Below are 15,902 nucleotides of genomic sequence, written 5' to 3'. Positions count from 1 at the left end.
GCGTCCTGCGGAAGGTCGGTCACGCCGGCAGATGATCCTTGATGGCGGGGTGGCCGCGCCTACCAGCGGACAGCGGGCGCCCATCAGCGCAAGCGCAACGCCCGCGCCGGAAGCGCTGCCGAACGGGCAGGCCTCACACCTCTTTCGCGCGAGTGCGCAGCTGGAATTTCTGGATCTTCCCGGTCGATGTCTTGGGAAGCTCCTCGAACACAACCCGCTTGGGCGTCTTGAATCCCGCGAGACGGTCCCGCGCAAAGGCGATCAGGTCGGCCTCGCTCGCGTCGTGCCCGGGCTTCAGTTCTACGAAGGCGCAAGGCACTTCGCCCCATTTCTCGTCCGGCTTGGCGACCACCGCGCAGAGCAGCACCGCCTCGTGGCCCATCAGCGTGTTCTCGACCTCGACGGACGAGATGTTCTCGCCGCCCGAGATGATGATATCCTTGGCGCGGTCGGCGATCTGCACGTAGCTGTCGGGATGCAGCACGGCGATGTCGCCGGAGTGGAAGTAGCCGCCCGCAAAGGCCTCGCGCGTTGCCTTGGGCGCCTTGAGATAGCCCTTCATCACGCCGTTGCCCCGGTGCATGATCTCGCCCTTGGTCCCGCCGTCGGCGGCGATCACCGCCATCTGCTCGTCCATCACGGTGACGTCGTCCATGAAGGGCATCGCCACGCCCTGCCGCGCTTTCATGGCGGCGCGCTCGGGGCCTTGCATGTGGTCCCACGAGGCCTGCCACGCGCATTCCACGTCGGGTCCGTAGGTTTCGGTCAGCCCGTAGACCTGCGTGACGTTGAAGCCCATGGTCTCGATCTTGGCGAGCGTGGCCGGGGCCGGGGGCGCGCCGGCGGTGAAAACCTCGACCACGTGGTCGAAGGCACGCTTCTCGGTGTCGGGCGCGTTGACGATCATGTTGAGCACGATGGGCGCGCCGCCGAAATGGGTCACGCCTTCGTCGGCGATGGCGTCGTAGATGTTGTGCGCCGCGATGTCGCGGCAGCAGACCAGCGTGCCGCCCACCGCCGGCATCATCCAGGTGTGACACCAGCCGTTGCAGTGGAAGAGCGGCACGATGGTCAGGTAGACCGGGTGCAGCACGATGCGCCAGCTCAGCACCTGTCCCATGGCGTTCAGATAGGCGCCGCGATGGTGGTAGACGACGCCTTTCGGCCGCCCCGTTGTGCCGGAAGTGTAGTTGAGCGCGATGCTCTCCCATTCGTCCTCGGGCATGATCCACTCGAACTCGGGGTCGCCGGTGGCAAGGAAGTCCTCGTATTCGCGGTAGTCGCCGAAGGGCTTGGCGCCGCCATGCGGATCGGCCACCTCGATCACCACCGGGGCCTCGCGCTCCATCAGCTCGATGGCCTCGGCCAGATGCGGGATCACCTGCGGGTCGCAGAGCACCACCTTGGCCTCGCCGTGGTCGAGGATGTAGGCGATGGTGACGACGTCGAGCCGGGTGTTGATCGTATTGAGTACCGCGCCGCAGGCCGGCACGCCGAAATGCGCCTCGGCCTGGGCGGGGATGTTGGGCAGCAGCGTGGCAACGACATCGCCGGGGCGCACGCCGATGTCGGCGAGCGCCGAGGCGAGCTGGCTCACCCGCGCGTGGTACTCGGCATAGGTCTTGCGGTGAGGCCCGTAGACCACCGCGATCTGGTCGGGATAGACCTGCCGGGCCCGGCGCAGGAACGATAGGGGCGTAAGCGGCACGTAGTTCGCATCGCATTTCCCCAGGCCCGTCTCATCCGCAAGCCAACCCATGGTGTCTCCTCCCCGTGTCTCTCTCCTGACCGGGACTATGCGCAGGGACGTGCGCGGGGAAAAGCCCGGAAATGGGATTCCCGGCACGCCGACGGCCGGCTAGGCTGCGAGGCATGATCATCTCGCCGGGCCGCCGCTATATCTTCGTGCATATTCCCAAGACCGGCGGCACCTCGATGGCGGCGGCACTGGAGGCGCGGGTGCACCGCGACGACATCCTCATCGGGGACACGCCGAAGGCGCGGCTGCGCCGGGGCCGCCTGGGAAAGCTCAACGCCCGGGGACGCCTGTGGAAACACGCGACGCTTGCCGACATCGACGGCGTGCTGAGCCCGGAGGAGATCGCCGGGATGTTCACCTTCACGCTGGTCCGCAACCCATGGGATCGCATGGTGAGCTACTACCACTGGCTGCAGGAACAGCGCTTTGACCACCCGGCAGTGGACCGCGCGCGGGCGCTGGATTTCGCAGATTTCCTCACGCATCCCCAGACCGCAGCGAGCCTGCGCGCAGCGCCCTATGCCAGCTACATGCACGACGTGACCGGGCAGGAGCGGGCGACCGCCTACCTGCGGCTCGAGCACCTGGCCGAGGACATCGCGCCGCTGGTGGACCATCTCGGCTTCCGGCCGGAGATCGGTCACGAGAACGCCTCGGACCGGCGGGCGGACTATCGCGGATATTACGAGGACGAGACGGCGGCGCGCGTCGCCTACTTCTGCGCGGCGGACATCGAGCGGTTCGGATACCGCTTCTGAGCGGGCCGCCCGAACCTCGAAAGGCCCGCCTGCGGAACGGGCACGCCGCCTCCGGCGGGGATATTTGCAGCCAGAAGAAGTCCGGGGCTCGCGAGAGACAGGAAAGCCCGCCCCCTGAGGGACGGGCCGAAGCGCGAGGCTTCTCCTGGCGCGGTCATCGGCGTCCCCGCCTGTACCGCGCCTCCAGCTTGGCGCGTTAAGGTTAACAAAGCGTTTCTTCTGGCCAGAAATATCCCGGGGAGCGCGAGGGGCAGAGCCCCTCGTTTCCGACCTCACCAGCCGTGCGGGACGCGCGAGGTGTGCGCAACCTGCGTTCAGCGCACCGGGTCGAGCAGCGCGTCCCGCATGGTGCAGTCGCGCACCACGTCCTGTCCGCAGGGCACCGGCGCAAGCGACCGCGACAGGCACAGCCGCGCCTCCTGGATACGTCCGGACTTGCAGGTGATCGTCACCATGTCGGGCTCAAGCCCCGGGTTCGCCGCGATGAAGGCCTCTTCGACCAGCTTCGCGGGCAGAGTCACGGGTGCCTCGAGCTTGCGCAGGGCCGGGGGACGGGTGACGCTGTCGAAGGCCCTGCGTGATAGCGCGAAATAGTCGCGCGCCGCCAGCCCGCTGCAGGTGCCGTGTTTCTTCCACTGGTGCCAGGCAAGACCCGGTGTGCCCATGATGTCGGCCATCGCGCCGGTCATCGCGCGGGTTGGGGGCGTGGCGGCGGTCTGGCAGGCGCTCGGATAGCCGCGATGGTACTGCGGCCAGAGCCCGTGCAGGATCCAGCCGTGCGCCGTATCGCATTGCGGCGAGCCCCGCGCGTCGCCGGTCAGGGCGCACCACGTCGGCGACCAGCTCAGGGCCATCACGTAGTAATCGAAGTCGCCCGGCCGTTCGCCCTCGGCCCGGACGAGGGTGGCGGTGAGCAGCAGCGCGAGCAGCCAGCGCATTTTCTCTTCCCCTTTTGCCTCGCGATCACTATATAGCGCGCAAGTTCCCCGACAACGGTAACCCGTCCCGGACCAGATCCCGGGACCTCCCGGCCCGAAAACGGCCTGGGGGAGGGGAAGAAGAATTGCAAGGAGACGTAACGATGGCCAAACTGCTGCACCCCAAGGCGACCGCCGTCTGGCTGGTCGACAACACCACGCTGACCTTCAAGCAGATCGCGGATTTCACCGGCTACCATGAGCTCGAGGTGCAGGGCATCGCCGATGGCGACGTGGCCACCGGCGTCAAGGGCTTCGACCCGGTCGGGAACAACCAGCTCGAGCAGTCCGAGATCGACAAGGCGGAGAAGAACCCGCTTTACAAGATGAAGATGAAGTACAACGCGGCCGCCGTCGACGAGGACAAGCGTCGCGGCCCGCGCTACACGCCGCTGTCCAAGCGCCAGGACCGTCCGAACGCGATCCTCTGGCTGGTGAAGTTCCACCCCGAGCTGACCGACGGGCAGATCTCGAAGCTGGTGGGCACCACCAAGCCGACGATCCAGTCGATTCGCGAGCGCACCCACTGGAACATCGCGAACATGCAGCCGATCGACCCGGTCGCGCTTGGGCTCTGCAAGCAGTCCGAGCTCGACGCCGCGGTCGCCAAGGCCGCGAAGAGCCGCGAAGAGGTGATGACCGACGACGAGCGCCGCAAGCTGGTCTCGACCGAGCAGAGCCTCGGCATGGAGACCGAGCCGCGCCTGCCGAGCTCGATCGAGGGGCTCGAGACCTTCTCGCTCACCGATACGAGCGGGGAAAACGACGAGGAAGAAGACAAGGGGCCGAGCGATTACTCGGACGCCGAAAGCTTCTTCAACCTGCCGTCCTCGGATGAAGACGACGAGGATGACGACGACAGCGACGACCCGCGCCGCTGAGCCGCATCCGTCCTTCCTGACATAAAAGGCCCGCGGAAGTTCCGCGGGCCTTTTGGCGTTCTGGCGTGCTGTCAGCGATAGATCATCTCGACCTGATCGAAGGCTCCGTCCTCGAAATCCTCGCAGAACAGCTTGTGATCGTTCTTGAGCCGGTCCGCCGCCTCTTCGGCGAAGCGGCATATGTCGGCTAGGAACAGCTTGCGCGGGGTCGCGGCCTCCATGATCGAGGGTTCGACATCATAGTCGATCTGACCGAGGTCGTCCGACAGTGCATGGCTCTGTGCGAGCGCAGCACCGCATACGGCCGCATAGTCCTTCCACGTGTCATCGCTGAGTTCGTCGAGGTCTATGTCGTCGCGGAACGGAGCACGCTCGCGGGACATGAAGCTTTCCCCGTCGATCTCGACCGCGCCGTAGAAGATGTCGCCATGGGCGAGCTGCACCCGTTGGCCATGCACGATGCGGTCTGCGTTATCCCCTGCGTCGAACTGGGTCGGAGGCGTCAGGCCGGAAAGAGCCGAGCGGCGGGCACGCTTGAACTCGATGATGATGTCGTCGGTCGCATCCTTGGAGGGGCCTTCGATCAGCACGTAGTAGCGCGGCAGTCCGAGAGACGCGGTGCCTTGGCCATGCCGGATGCAGACATCCTTGACCTTCAGCTCCCCCGACCGCTTCGGCGCCTCGAAGCCCTTGGCCTTGGCGAGATCGTCGATCGCCTTCTGGAAGGTTTCTATGCTCGACGAGATCGGCTGCAGTTCGTCGGTCGGCTTGAAGCCCCGGCCGGTCGGATCGAGGTAGTCCTCACGCAGCCATTCGTGGCGTTCTTCCCAAGCTTCTTCGAACAGGCGGCGGATCACCTTGGGCGAGTTGTGGGTGCGGTAGCTTTCGTTCTTCTCGGTCGCGCGTTCGGCATAACGCTGCATCGCGTCGAGGTAACCCTTCACGAAATGCCTCACGACCTTGACGCGCTTCTTGCGCTTCAGCCCGCCCTCGGTCTTCGCGGCGATCCAGAAGCCGGTGGCGCCACGCTTCAGATCCCACGTGAAGGGGGCGTAAATGGCCTCGTCGAAATCGTTGACGCCGAAGATCGGGGCGCCGTTCCTGTCCGGCATCACACCGAAGTTCTCGGGATGCACGTCGCCGAGGCACATGACGGTCGGCATGTGGCCGTCGGTCCCGACCATGTCGCGGTAGAACAGCAGGGCGGTGCCACGGTAGAACTTGAAGAGGTCGTCGGCCAGGGTCTCGAACTTCACCTCGGTGCCGCTGGCGCGCTCTTCGATGCGCGTGGCGTGATCCTCGCGCAGCGTGGCGCGGACGTGCTCGCGGCGGGCCTGGCCGGTCAGCAGCGTCGGCGGAACCATCGACTCCCCCGAGGCCAATGCCTCGGACAGCCGGGCGAATGCTTCGACCTTTCCAGCCGCCTTGCGGACCGGCTGGATGTCGGCGCCGTCGGTCGTTGTCTTTGCAGTGGAGGGGGTGCCACCTGAGGTCTGCTTGGCTGAAGTGCTCTTGCCGGCCATCTGTCGGGGTTCCTGTCTGCCAGTTGCGATGCTCATCAACGCAACGACAGGCCGGGGCGTTCCCTGCGGTCAGACCCGCTTGCGGGCGTTCAGCGCCGCGGTGATCGTGCCGTCATCGAGGTAATCGAGCTCGCCGCCGATGGGCACACCCTGCGCGAGCGAGGTCAGATCGACGCGGGTTTCGAGCTGGTCGGCGATGTAATGGGCGGTGGTCTGGCCGTCGACGGTGGCGTTCAGTGCGAGGATCACCTCGGTCACGCTCTCGGTGTCGATGCGGGTGACGAGCTGCGGGATGCGCAGCTCCTCGGGGCCGACGGCATCCAGTGCCGACAGCGTGCCGCCCAGCACGTGGTAGCGCCCCTTGAAGACGCCCGAGCGTTCCATCGCCCAGAGGTCTGCGACGTCCTCGACCACGCAGAGCTGGCCGTTGGAGCGGCGCTCGTCGGCGCAGATCGGGCAGATGTCGGAGGTCCCGACGTTGCCGCAGTTGAGGCATTCCCGCGCCGAGCTCGCGACCGCCTGCATGGCGTCGGCAAGCGGTTGAAGGAGCACCCCGCGCTTGCGGATCAGGTGCAGCACCGCGCGGCGCGCGGAGCGAGGCCCGAGGCCCGGAAGCCGGGCCATCAGGTCGATCAGCGTGTCGATTTCGGTGCGGTCGGGCACGGGGCTTTCTCCGGCAACGCGCGCGACAGGCCCGGCGGGGCCGCCGGGTGCGCGTCGCCTATCGTGGACTGTACCTCAGAACGGCATCTTCATGTCGGCGGGCAGGCCGAGTTCCGAGGTGAGCTTCTGCATCTCTTCCTCGGAGCGCTGCTGCGCCTTGGCCTGCGCGTCCTTGATCGCGGCGAGGATCAGGTCCTCGACCACTTCCTTGTCGTCGCCGTTGAAGATCGACGGGTCGATGTCGAGCGCCTTGAGCTCGCCCTTGGCGGTGGCCGTGGCCTTCACGAGACCCGCGCCGGACTCGCCGATCACTTCCATCGTCTTCAGGTCTTCCTGAAGCTGGGACATCTTGCCCTGCATTTCCTGCGCGGTCTTCATCATCTTGGCCATGTCGCCAAGTCCGCCCAAACCTTTCATCATCGTATCGCTCCTGCTGGGCGGGCCACACGTCGCGGCCCTGACACTTGGCAGATGTTATCGCAGCCGCGGGATACAAGGGCAAGCAGCCGCCTCAGCGCCAGAGATGCGCGCGGCTGGCCAGCAGTCCCTGCAGTTTCGACAGGCTCCGGTTGAGCGGACCGGGGCGGGGCAGTGCCCCGCTTTCGAGCCGGTCGGCCACCACCTCGACGGGGCAGGGCAGGCCGGTCACCGGGTCGCGGTAGCGCGGGTAGTCGATGAGCGTGGCGTGGACCAGCGCCTCGAGCGAGGGGCGCCGCCCCGACAGGCGGCGGGCGGGCACCGGCCCGAGATCGCGCGTCAGCCCCCAGCCGGCATAGAACGGCGCGCCCAGCGTCGTGACGGAAACGCCGCGCAGCAGCGCTTCGAAGCCGGTGAGCGAGGTCATCGTCCAGACCTCCTGCACCTCGGTCAGCAGCGTGCCCATGTCGGCCCCGGTAACCGTGGCGTCGGCCCAGCGGTCGGGGCGATCCACGGCGCCCGGGCGCAACCCGGCCTGAACGTCGGGATGCGGCTTCCACAGGATCACCGCGTCGGGGTTCTCGGCCCGGGCGCGGGCGAGCAGCGCGGCATTGCTCTGCATCTGCGGACTGCCGAGCCGGATCGAGGCATCATCCTCGACCTGTCCGGGCACGAGGATGCGGTGGCCCTCGGGCAGCGGCGGCAAGCTCCCGTCAAGGTTGTATTTCGTGAGCCCGCCCGACACCAGCCGCGCGATCAGGCGGCGGGTTCGCTCCTGCTGGTCCGGGCGCAGCTCGGGTGTCTCGGCAATGAGCCGTTCCAGCCGCGACGGCCGGGTCGGATCGTAGTAGATGCCCATGTCGTCGGTGACCAGCGACAGCGGCGGGACCAGATCGGCGCCCAGCCCGCGCGACCGCAGGAAGCCGTCCTCGACCCGCACGGCATCGGTCGTGGCAGGCGCCTTGGCCGCCCAGACCATGCGGCGGCGGCCCGATTGCGCCAACGCTGAGGCCTTGTCCTCCGATGCCGCGAAGACAACAGGCTTTTCGCCTCCGAAGAAGCCCTGCAACGGCCTGCGCTTCCAGAGCCGCATGCCCTCGGCCACCCAGCCGTGCCGGTCCTCGCGCCATGCGCGCACCTGCGCCTCGAGCGCGCCGAGCACGTCCTCGAGCGTGGCGAGCCGGTCGCGGTAGGGATCATACCATCTGGGGTAGAGGATCATCGCCGCCGCGAAGAGCTGCGCCCGCGTGAGGGTCCGCTGCCGGCGGGCGATGGGCACCTCGTCCTCGGTCACCCCCCAGCCGGCATAGAAGGGCTGGCCGAAGACGCGCGGGCGATGCCCGGCAAGGATCGCCTCGAACCCCATCTGCGACGACACCGTGTAGACCGCGATGGCCCCTTCGAGCAGCGCGCGGGGTGAAACCGGATCGGTGCAGAGCGTGATCCGTCCCTGCGCATCGTCGGGGCCGAAATGGCCGGGGCGAAAGCCCGCCCGCGTCTCGGGGTGGGTGCGCAAGAGGATGCGCTGGCCGGGGTGCTCCTCCTGCGCCCAGTAGAGCATCTCGAGGAACCGGTTGCGATCGGCCCCCGAGGCGCGGACCGAGGCGTCGCCGGCGGTCTGGTCCACCACCAGGACGTAGCCCGGCTCCGGGACAGGGGCCTCGGGGTCGGTGGCGGAATACTTAGACAGATGGGCCGCGCCGATCCGCGCCATGGCGCCGCGCGCCCGTTCCAGCAGCGCATGATCGTCAAGCGGATGGGTTTTCAGCAGGGTCTCGAGATCCGAAGGCGCGCGCCCGTCGAAATGCACTCCGGTCCGGTCGATGAGCAGGCCCAGCGGCGGCTCCCCGCTGCGGCCCGGGTGGAGCGAGCGCAGAAAGGCGTCCTCGATCCGGACGAGGCCCGCGCCGCGCCGCGCGGCCACCGCCTCGCCCCGGCGGGCGTAGGGCGACTGCCCCCAGACCCCGACGAGCCCGCCCTTGCCGGGCAGGCCCAGCGTCACGCGGTACCCGGCGAGCTCGAGAATGCGCCGCAGCCGCGGCTGGCGCAGGAATCCCGCGGTGTAGACATGAAGACGCCGGGGGTTGTGTCCCCCGGCGTTGCCCTGTCCCTCGATGTGGTCGTGCAGGGTCAGCCTCCGCTTCCCTGCAGGGCGGTTGACGTCGTGGCCAGCGTGCTGACGGCGCTGAGCGAGCCGGTCAGGGCCGAGATGGTCTTGCTCCACTGGGCATAGGGGGCCTCGGTCACGTAGAGCGTGTCCTGGTCGCGGATGACGAAATCGCGCGCCATGAACATGCCGTTGGGCTGCGTCAGGTCGAGCACGTAGACCATGCGCTGCGCCCCGACGAGATCGGAGCGGCCAAGCACCTGGTTGGCGATCTCGGCGGGCTCGTTGCGGAAGATGAACACGCCGGTCGGATCCGCCGCCGTGGGCACGAGCCCGCCGACCTGCGCGATGGCCTCGACCGCCGAGAGCGTCTGGCTCTCGAAGGGCACGCGGGCCTGCGCCCCGGTCGCGCCGAGCGCGGTGAACGAGCGGGTGTCTTCCTCGACGAGGATCTTGTCGCCGCCGCGCAGCGCGATGTCGAACCCGGGGTTGTCGTAGAGATCCTGGAACCAGATCCGCTCGGTCTGCTGACCGCGGATCACCGAGATCTGCGCGATCTCGGGCTGGATGGTGATGCCGCCGGCGCGGGCGAGCATGGCGGCCAGCGTCCGGGTGGGGCGCTCGATGGCGTAGACGCCCTGTCCGCCCACGGCCCCCACGAGGCTCACGGTCGAGCCGTCGCCGGCCAGCCGGCGCACCTCGACCTGCGGGTCGGGCGTCTGGTCGGCGAGCTTCGAGGTGATGATGCGGCGCACGGCCTCTGGGCTGTTACCGGCGGCGCGGATGCGGCCGGCGTAGGGCACGAAGATGAAGCCCGAGCCGTCGACCTGCACCTCTTCCAGCGCGGTGGCATTGGCGGTCTCGGCGACGAGCAGCCCGTCGTCGACGTTTTCCCAGATGGTCAGCCCCAGCGTGTCGCCCGGGCGGATGGTGTCGGACCCCAGCACCGAGGCGTTGCGGAACTGCTCGGTGAAGCCCAGGGCGGGCACGACGGCGGTGGCGCGGGTGACCCGGTCGTTGACCGAGATGACGAAGGCGTCGCCCTCCCGCATGACCGATCCGGCGAAGATCTCGCGCTTGTTCGGGCCGGAGCGCGGAAGCGCGCAGGATGCCAGGATGGACACCGCAGCCAGAAGCGCGACGGTCTTCACCCATCTTTTGGGGACGTGTTTCACTGCCCGGTCTCCTCGACCTGTTCTCGTTCTGCCTCGGCTTTTTTCGATAAGCTAAGGGAATCCGGTTGCAAAAGCCAGTATAGGGCCCGCAGCCGCCTATCGGACCAGTTGCAACTGTTGCCGAGGGGCCGCGGTGCCGTGCAGGAGCGCGTCGTAGGGATCGTCGGGCGAAAGCATCATGTCGACCACCAGCCGCAGCAACTGGCGGCGCCCGCGCGACGAGTAGAACCCGCCGGGCACCTGGCTGGTTTCAAGCAGGTATCGGCGGTAATCGCGGTAGGCCCGGGTGTCGGGTCGCGCCGGCTGGGCGAAGAAGGCGGGCAGCGGCTGGTCCGACACGAACTCGGGTTTCGAATAGACCGCTTCGCCGAAAACCTTGAGCGGAATGCCCCGCCACAGCACCTGCTGCCCGGCGGTGGAGTTCACCGTCACCGCCGTGCGGGCATCGTCGAGAAGCTGTGCGAGCTTGCCGCCGCGGACGAAATGCACCCGATCCGAGACACCAAGACGCGCCGCGACCGCGCGAATGGTGCGCCGCACCGGGGCCCGGCCGTCCTCGAGCGGATGCGCCTTGAACACGAGATGATGGTGCTGCGCGGCCCCCTCGGCGAAGCCGGCGATTGCCAGCTCGATGAATTCGGTCATCGAGGCAAAGCTCGAATGGGCGCGGAAACTCGCGTCATGCTCGAGCTGCATCAGCACGAGGTGATAGGGAAAGCCGCCGCGTCGGATGCGCCGGGTCTCCAGAAGCCGCTCGGCCCGGTGCAGCGGCATCAGCAACAGCCGCTTGAGGTAGAGTTGGAACTCCTGCCCGACGCTCAGCGCCCGGTGCGGCCGGAAGTTGCGGTAGCCGCCGTTCCGGAACATCACGAACCAGTGGTAGAGCGCGCCGTAGAAGATGTGCTGACGCATGTCGCCCCAGTGACCCGGCGGCAGCGGCGCCTCCATGTCCGAGGCCGCCAGCGCGCCGCGCATCGCCGCGATGTCCATCTGCATCAGCCGCGAGTGCCCGTTCGCGCCGCCGCGCTCGTAGGTGACCCAGTAGGGTCGCATGTAGCCTTCCTCGAAGACATGTACGGTCAGGCCCCGGTCGCGGGCGGCGGCGATGGCCTCTGCGTGGATTTCGCGGGTGTCGCCGTAGAGCACGATGTCGGTGACCCGCTTCTCGCGGCAGAGCGTCGCGAAGGTCTCGGGCCAGGCCTCGCGCGGCGCGTCGAAGGGGATGTAGCTCGCGGGATGGAACCAGAAGGCGCGGTCGCCGGCGTTGAAGCCCACGCGCCAGACCTCGGCCCCGGCGCGGCGCAGCATGTCGCCCAGCCGGTGGAAGAACGGCCCGTGCGGTCCCTGCAGGAACAGGAAGACGCGGGTGGGGGCGGTTGCCTTGGTCATGTCATCCCGATATTGGTTTGCGCGATACGTCCAGACTAGCCGGGCTTTCCGGCAGAAATAAGGCCCGCGAACCGGGCCGCAGCCGTCGGGAGAGTGCCAGATGTTCACCGGAATCGTGACCGACATGGGCGAGGTGCGCAGCCTCGAGCAGGCAGGCGACCTGACCGCGCGGATCGGCACCGCCTACGACACCTCGGGCATCGAGCTCGGGGCCTCGATCGCCTGCGACGGCGTGTGTCTGACGGTGGTCGACCTCGGCCCCGACTGGTTCGACGTCCAGATCAGCGCCGAGACGCTGTCGAAGACCAATCTGGGCACTTGGAACGAGGGGCGCCGGATCAACCTCGAACGCGCGCTCAAGGTCGGCGACGAGCTCGGCGGCCACATCGTCTCGGGCCACGTCGACGGGCTGGCCGAGGTGCTCTCGATCACCGACGAGGGCGACAGCACCCGCGTCCGGCTGCGCGCGCCCGACGATCTCGCGAAGTTCATCGCCCCCAAGGGCTCGGTCGCGCTCAACGGCACATCGCTCACCGTGAACGAGGTCGAGGGCACGGTCTTCGGGATCAACTTCATCCCGCACACCAAGGAGGTGACGACCTGGGGCAAGGTCGCGGTCGGCGACCGGGTCAACCTCGAGATCGACACCATGGCCCGTTACGTCGCCCGCCTCACCGAGATGAGCTGAGGCAGCCACCTCCCCGGTGCCCTCAACGCCGGGCGCCGCCCTCTGTCCTTCTCCGGTTTGAAAAATACCCTCGGGGGTGAGCGCGCCCCGGCGCGCGAGGGGGCAGAGCCCCCTCATTCCGCGGGCTGGAACCCCACGATGAGCTGGCGAAGCCCGAGCGCCGCCCCGGCGAAGATCGCCGCCATGGTGACCGGAGCCGAGAACGCGAGCACGGAAAACGCCGACAGTCCCTGTCCGATGGTGCAGCCCATGGCGATCACCGCGCCGGCGCCCATCAGCGACGCGCCGAGGATCTGGCGGCGCAACTCGCGCGGGTCCTCGCAGGCCTCCCAGCGGAAGTGTCCCTTGATCAGCGACCCGAGGAAGGCCCCCGCCCAGACCCCCGCGACCGAGCCCACGGCAAAGGAGAGCGGCCGAACCGAGCCGGTCATCCACCACAGGATGGTGTCTCCGAGCGGCGCGGCGAAGCTGTGCGACACCACCGGCAGTGCCTCGAAGCCGGTGCGCGCGACCCAGGCCGTGCCGGCCCAGGCGAGTGTCACGCCCACGCCGACCATCACCGCCCAGAAGATGTGGCGCGGTGCCCTCCAGAGCGGCGCCGAGGCCAGCGAGCCCGCCAGCAGCGCGGCCCCGATGAGCGCCCCCACGAGGTTGGGCGACAGCCCGCTGACGGCGCCGAGGTGGTGGGCGATGCCGGGCGGCACGCCGCCGGTGACCTCCTGCTGCGGAAAGAGCATCGCGCGCAGCGGCGCGAGCGGCCCGGCCAGCACGACGAAGGTCGAGACCCCCATCACCAGCACGATGACGAAGCTGCGCAGGTCGCCGCCACCAAGCCGGGCGATGGCGCCGTAGCCGCAGTTGCCGGCCAGCGCCATGCCGTAGCCGAAGGCGAGCCCGCCGACGATGGAGGCCAGCGGCATCCACCGGATCGACAGGTAGTAACTGCTGGTGGCCTCGAACAGCCCCGCGGCCATGAGACCGAAGCTGCCGAGAATGGCGGTGCCGATGGCGATGCCCCACATGCGCATCCGCATGTCCGAGCCGCCGTAGAGCAGGTCCTCGATCGCGCCAAGCGTGCAGAATCGCCCCAGCCGGGCTGCGAGCCCGAGCAGGATGCCGCTGCCGAGCCCGATCAGCGTGACCATGTGATGTTCGCTCAACATCTCGAACATGCCGACTCCTCCCCCGGCCGCGTCGATGCAGTGACTGGAGAGTATGCGCGTGTCGCGGAGAAGACACAAGCGGCAGTCTGAATGTGTTTCCGTGCCGCAGGGGTAGCGCGGGGTCAGCCCGGCGGGATCAGTCCTCGTCCTGGCAGAACAGCTCGTAGACGCATTCCAGCATGCGCTTGGGCTTGTCGTCCGCGAGCCGGTAGTAGATCGCCTTGCCCTCGCGCCGCGGCACGACGAGCCCCTCGAGGCGCAGCCGCGACAGCTGCTGCGACACCGCCGCCTGGCGGGCCGAGAGCAGCTCTTCCAGCTCGGTGACCGACTTCTCGCCGCTGACGAGGTGACACAGGATCATCAGCCGGCCCTCGTGGCTGATCGCCTTGAGAAACGCGGACGCGGTGGTTGCCTTCTCGACGATGCTGTCGAGCTCGCGCTCGCTCATGTCGTCACGGATCACTGGAAGTGTCATGTTCATCACCCACCCTCCGCGTGTTCTGCCGGCGCATCCAGCGCCGCACTCGGATCGTACTGCGTGTGCTCCCGGAGCATCTGGGACAGCAGCGGCCAAAAGAAATCTTCGCCCGGGTATCCTTCGATCCGGGCCAATTCGTCCCCGTCTTCTAACAGAATGAACGTGGGGGTGAACAAGACTTTGCGGTCATACGCAATCCCGTCCGGCGGCCCCTCGCGCAGGTCTGCTCGCAAAAGCGGCGCGAACCGTCCCTCGGTGGTCTTGGGGTAGGCCGGGGCGATCTCGGCGTTCCATTGCGCGCAATAGGCGCAGCCGGCCTGCTCGACCATGAGCAGCCGGGTCTCGGAGGCTGCTGCCCCCGTCGTGACCAGCAGCGCGAGTGCGGCCGCCGCGATGGATCTCGTGAGTACCATGGGACACCGATTGACGAAGCTTCGTTCGACAACGTAATATGAATATGTGAATTGATCAAGTTGTGGGGGGAGGCGCCGTGCTTGATATCTCTTTCGCGGGCGCGGCGTTGGCTGGTCTGCTCAGCTTCTTCACGCCCTGCATCCTTCCGATGGTACCGTTCTACCTGTGCTACATGGCCGGCATCTCGATGACGGAGCTGCGCGACCATGCCGGGCTCGCGCCCGGCGCGCAGAGGCGGCTGCTGCTGTCGTCGGTGTTCTTCGCGGCGGGCGTCACCACGATCTTCGTGCTGCTGGGCATGGGGGCCACCGCCGTCGGGCGGGCCTTCGCGGACTGGGAACAGCCTCTGTCCTATGTCGCGGCGGCGATCCTGCTGGTCTTCGGGCTGCATTTCCTAGGCGTGATCCGGGTGCCTCTGCTGCACCGCGAGGCCCGTGTCGAGTCGAAGGCCGAACCGACCACGGTGCTCGGCGCCTACGTCATGGGGCTTGCCTTCGGGTTCGGCTGGACGCCCTGTGTCGGTCCGGCGCTCGCCTCGATCCTGATGATCGCGAGCGGCATGGGCGACATCTTCCGGGGCGGGCTGCTGCTGCTGGTCTACGGTGTCGGGATGACCGCGCCCTTCGTCGTCGCGGCGCTGTTCTCGGGGCCGTTCCTGCGCTGGACCGCGCGGCATCGCGACAAGCTGAAATACGTCGAGAAGGTGATGGGCGCGATGCTGATCCTCTTCGCGATCCTCATCGCCACGGATACCGTCAATCTCATTGCTCAGTGGATGATCGATACCTTCCCGGGCTGGACATCGCTGAGCTGAAGCCGAGGGAGGAGAAAATGAAAGCATGGATCGGGGCCGCCTTCGCGGTGGCAATGGCGCTGCCCGCCTGGGCGGACGTGGCGCCCATGGGCGACGACGGGCTCTACAAGGAGCCCTGGATGCGCGACACCTTCAAGGACCTGCGCGAGGATCTCGCCGAGGCCAACGCCGAGGGCAGGCGGCTGGTGCTCTTCGTGGAGCAGCGTGGCTGCATCTACTGCCACAAGATGCACGAGGAGGTGTTCTCGCTGCCCGACGTGGCGGAATACATCGAGGAGAACTTCTTCGTGGTGCAGATCAACCTGCACGGTGACACCGAGATCACCGACTTCGACGGAGAATCGCTCTCCGAGAAGGCGGCCACGCGCAAGTGGCGCGTGTTGTTCACGCCGAACATCATCTTCCTGCCGGAAGAGGTTCCGGAGGGTGCCGCCGCCATCGACGCCGCCGTGGCCGTGATGCCCGGCGCCTTCAGCAAGGGTACCACGCTCGACATGTTCACCTGGGTCGAGGAGAAGCGCTACGAGCTTGATAACGGTGAGGATTTCCAACGCTATCACGCGCGCCGCATCCAGGAGAGGGACGACGGGAACTTCGATTGAGCGCCGGATTTGCTGCGCGTGCGAACGAATATAATAATTCACGTCTGTGAATTTGATGTTGCGTCAACGGTGCACGGTCGACTACGGTATTCTG

At 67.6% G+C, this 15,902-nt stretch carries 16 protein-coding genes; 5 read left to right on the top strand and 11 right to left on the bottom strand.

The window, feature by feature from the left end; all coding sequences use genetic code 11:
• Window positions 1-133: 133 nt before the first annotated feature.
• The gene (locus D6860_RS04735; protein WP_076622390.1) at window positions 134-1,759 is read right to left on the bottom strand and encodes an AMP-binding protein; all 1,626 of its coding nucleotides are present in this window, start codon (window positions 1,757-1,759) and stop codon (window positions 134-136) included.
• A 113-nt stretch (window positions 1,760-1,872) separates the two neighbouring features.
• Here D6860_RS04735 and D6860_RS04730 point away from each other — a divergent pair, with 113 nt between their 5' ends.
• Window positions 1,873-2,517 carry a sulfotransferase family 2 domain-containing protein gene (locus D6860_RS04730; protein ID WP_076622389.1) on the top strand — a complete coding sequence of 215 codons (645 nt, stop codon included), beginning with the start codon at window positions 1,873-1,875 and terminating at the stop codon, window positions 2,515-2,517.
• 314 nt (window positions 2,518-2,831) lie between these two features.
• Here the strand turns inward: D6860_RS04730 and D6860_RS04725 are convergent, their stop codons facing one another.
• Window positions 2,832-3,455, bottom strand: a complete 624-nt coding sequence (locus tag D6860_RS04725; protein ID WP_017467722.1) for a ribonuclease T2 family protein — start codon at window positions 3,453-3,455, stop codon at window positions 2,832-2,834.
• Between the two features lie 143 nt (window positions 3,456-3,598).
• On the opposite strand from D6860_RS04725, the gene D6860_RS04720 reads away from it, so the two are divergent.
• On the top strand, window positions 3,599-4,375 hold the full coding sequence (locus tag D6860_RS04720) for a DUF1013 domain-containing protein (protein WP_017467721.1): 777 nt from the start codon (window positions 3,599-3,601) through the stop codon (window positions 4,373-4,375).
• 71 nt (window positions 4,376-4,446) lie between these two features.
• Here the strand turns inward: D6860_RS04720 and D6860_RS04715 are convergent, their stop codons facing one another.
• The 6 genes from D6860_RS04715 to D6860_RS04690 all read right to left on the bottom strand — a co-directional run bounded on the left by D6860_RS04715 (window position 4,447) and on the right by D6860_RS04690 (window position 11,649).
• The gene (locus tag D6860_RS04715; protein ID WP_083697739.1) at window positions 4,447-5,898 is read right to left on the bottom strand and encodes a DUF2252 domain-containing protein; all 1,452 of its coding nucleotides are present in this window, start codon (window positions 5,896-5,898) and stop codon (window positions 4,447-4,449) included.
• Between the two features lie 69 nt (window positions 5,899-5,967).
• Window positions 5,968-6,561 carry a recombination mediator RecR gene (gene recR, locus D6860_RS04710; protein WP_076622388.1) on the bottom strand — a complete coding sequence of 198 codons (594 nt, stop codon included), beginning with the start codon at window positions 6,559-6,561 and terminating at the stop codon, window positions 5,968-5,970.
• A gap of 75 nt (window positions 6,562-6,636) precedes the next feature.
• The gene (locus D6860_RS04705) at window positions 6,637-6,981 is read right to left on the bottom strand and encodes a YbaB/EbfC family nucleoid-associated protein (protein WP_076622387.1); all 345 of its coding nucleotides are present in this window, start codon (window positions 6,979-6,981) and stop codon (window positions 6,637-6,639) included.
• Between the two features lie 91 nt (window positions 6,982-7,072).
• Window positions 7,073-9,094 (bottom strand): capsular polysaccharide biosynthesis protein, encoded by a 2,022-nt coding sequence (locus D6860_RS04700; protein WP_164845632.1) that lies wholly within the window; start codon window positions 9,092-9,094, stop codon window positions 7,073-7,075.
• Between the two features lie 14 nt (window positions 9,095-9,108).
• Window positions 9,109-10,260, bottom strand: a complete 1,152-nt coding sequence (locus D6860_RS04695) for a polysaccharide biosynthesis/export family protein (protein ID WP_076622386.1) — start codon at window positions 10,258-10,260, stop codon at window positions 9,109-9,111.
• A 96-nt stretch (window positions 10,261-10,356) separates the two neighbouring features.
• Window positions 10,357-11,649 (bottom strand): capsule biosynthesis protein, encoded by a 1,293-nt coding sequence (locus D6860_RS04690; protein WP_076622385.1) that lies wholly within the window; start codon window positions 11,647-11,649, stop codon window positions 10,357-10,359.
• A 100-nt stretch (window positions 11,650-11,749) separates the two neighbouring features.
• Here D6860_RS04690 and D6860_RS04685 point away from each other — a divergent pair, with 100 nt between their 5' ends.
• A complete protein-coding gene (locus D6860_RS04685) occupies window positions 11,750-12,337 on the top strand; it encodes a riboflavin synthase (RefSeq protein ID WP_017469323.1) in 588 nt (195 codons plus the stop codon).
• 113 nt (window positions 12,338-12,450) lie between these two features.
• Here D6860_RS04685 and D6860_RS04680 read toward each other — a convergent pair whose 3' ends face one another.
• The 3 genes from D6860_RS04680 to D6860_RS04670 form a co-directional block, all read right to left on the bottom strand.
• Window positions 12,451-13,509, bottom strand: coding sequence for a YeeE/YedE family protein (locus D6860_RS04680; RefSeq protein WP_076622384.1), 1,059 nt, complete (start codon window positions 13,507-13,509; stop codon window positions 12,451-12,453).
• A 127-nt stretch (window positions 13,510-13,636) separates the two neighbouring features.
• Window positions 13,637-13,981: an ArsR/SmtB family transcription factor gene (locus D6860_RS04675; RefSeq protein ID WP_017468651.1), complete on the bottom strand. Its 345-nt coding sequence runs from the start codon at window positions 13,979-13,981 to the stop codon at window positions 13,637-13,639.
• On the bottom strand, window positions 13,981-14,391 hold the full coding sequence (locus D6860_RS04670; RefSeq protein ID WP_017468650.1) for a thioredoxin domain-containing protein: 411 nt from the start codon (window positions 14,389-14,391) through the stop codon (window positions 13,981-13,983). The genes D6860_RS04675 and D6860_RS04670 overlap by 1 nt, the downstream gene beginning before the upstream one ends.
• A gap of 77 nt (window positions 14,392-14,468) precedes the next feature.
• Here D6860_RS04670 and D6860_RS04665 point away from each other — a divergent pair, with 77 nt between their 5' ends.
• Together D6860_RS04665 and D6860_RS04660 are read left to right on the top strand one after the other, a co-directional pair.
• Window positions 14,469-15,206, top strand: a complete 738-nt coding sequence (locus D6860_RS04665) for a cytochrome c biogenesis CcdA family protein (RefSeq protein WP_076622383.1) — start codon at window positions 14,469-14,471, stop codon at window positions 15,204-15,206.
• Between the two features lie 17 nt (window positions 15,207-15,223).
• The gene (locus tag D6860_RS04660) at window positions 15,224-15,808 is read left to right on the top strand and encodes a thioredoxin family protein (RefSeq protein WP_017468932.1); all 585 of its coding nucleotides are present in this window, start codon (window positions 15,224-15,226) and stop codon (window positions 15,806-15,808) included.
• Window positions 15,809-15,902: the final 94 nt, after the last annotated feature.

Source organism: Salipiger sp. D13 (assembly GCF_003703915.1).
Taxonomy (GTDB): domain Bacteria; phylum Pseudomonadota; class Alphaproteobacteria; order Rhodobacterales; family Rhodobacteraceae; genus Salipiger; species Salipiger profundus.
Note: the sequence above shows the minus strand (reverse complement) of the source record. Positions and strands in the feature narration are given on the sequence as shown.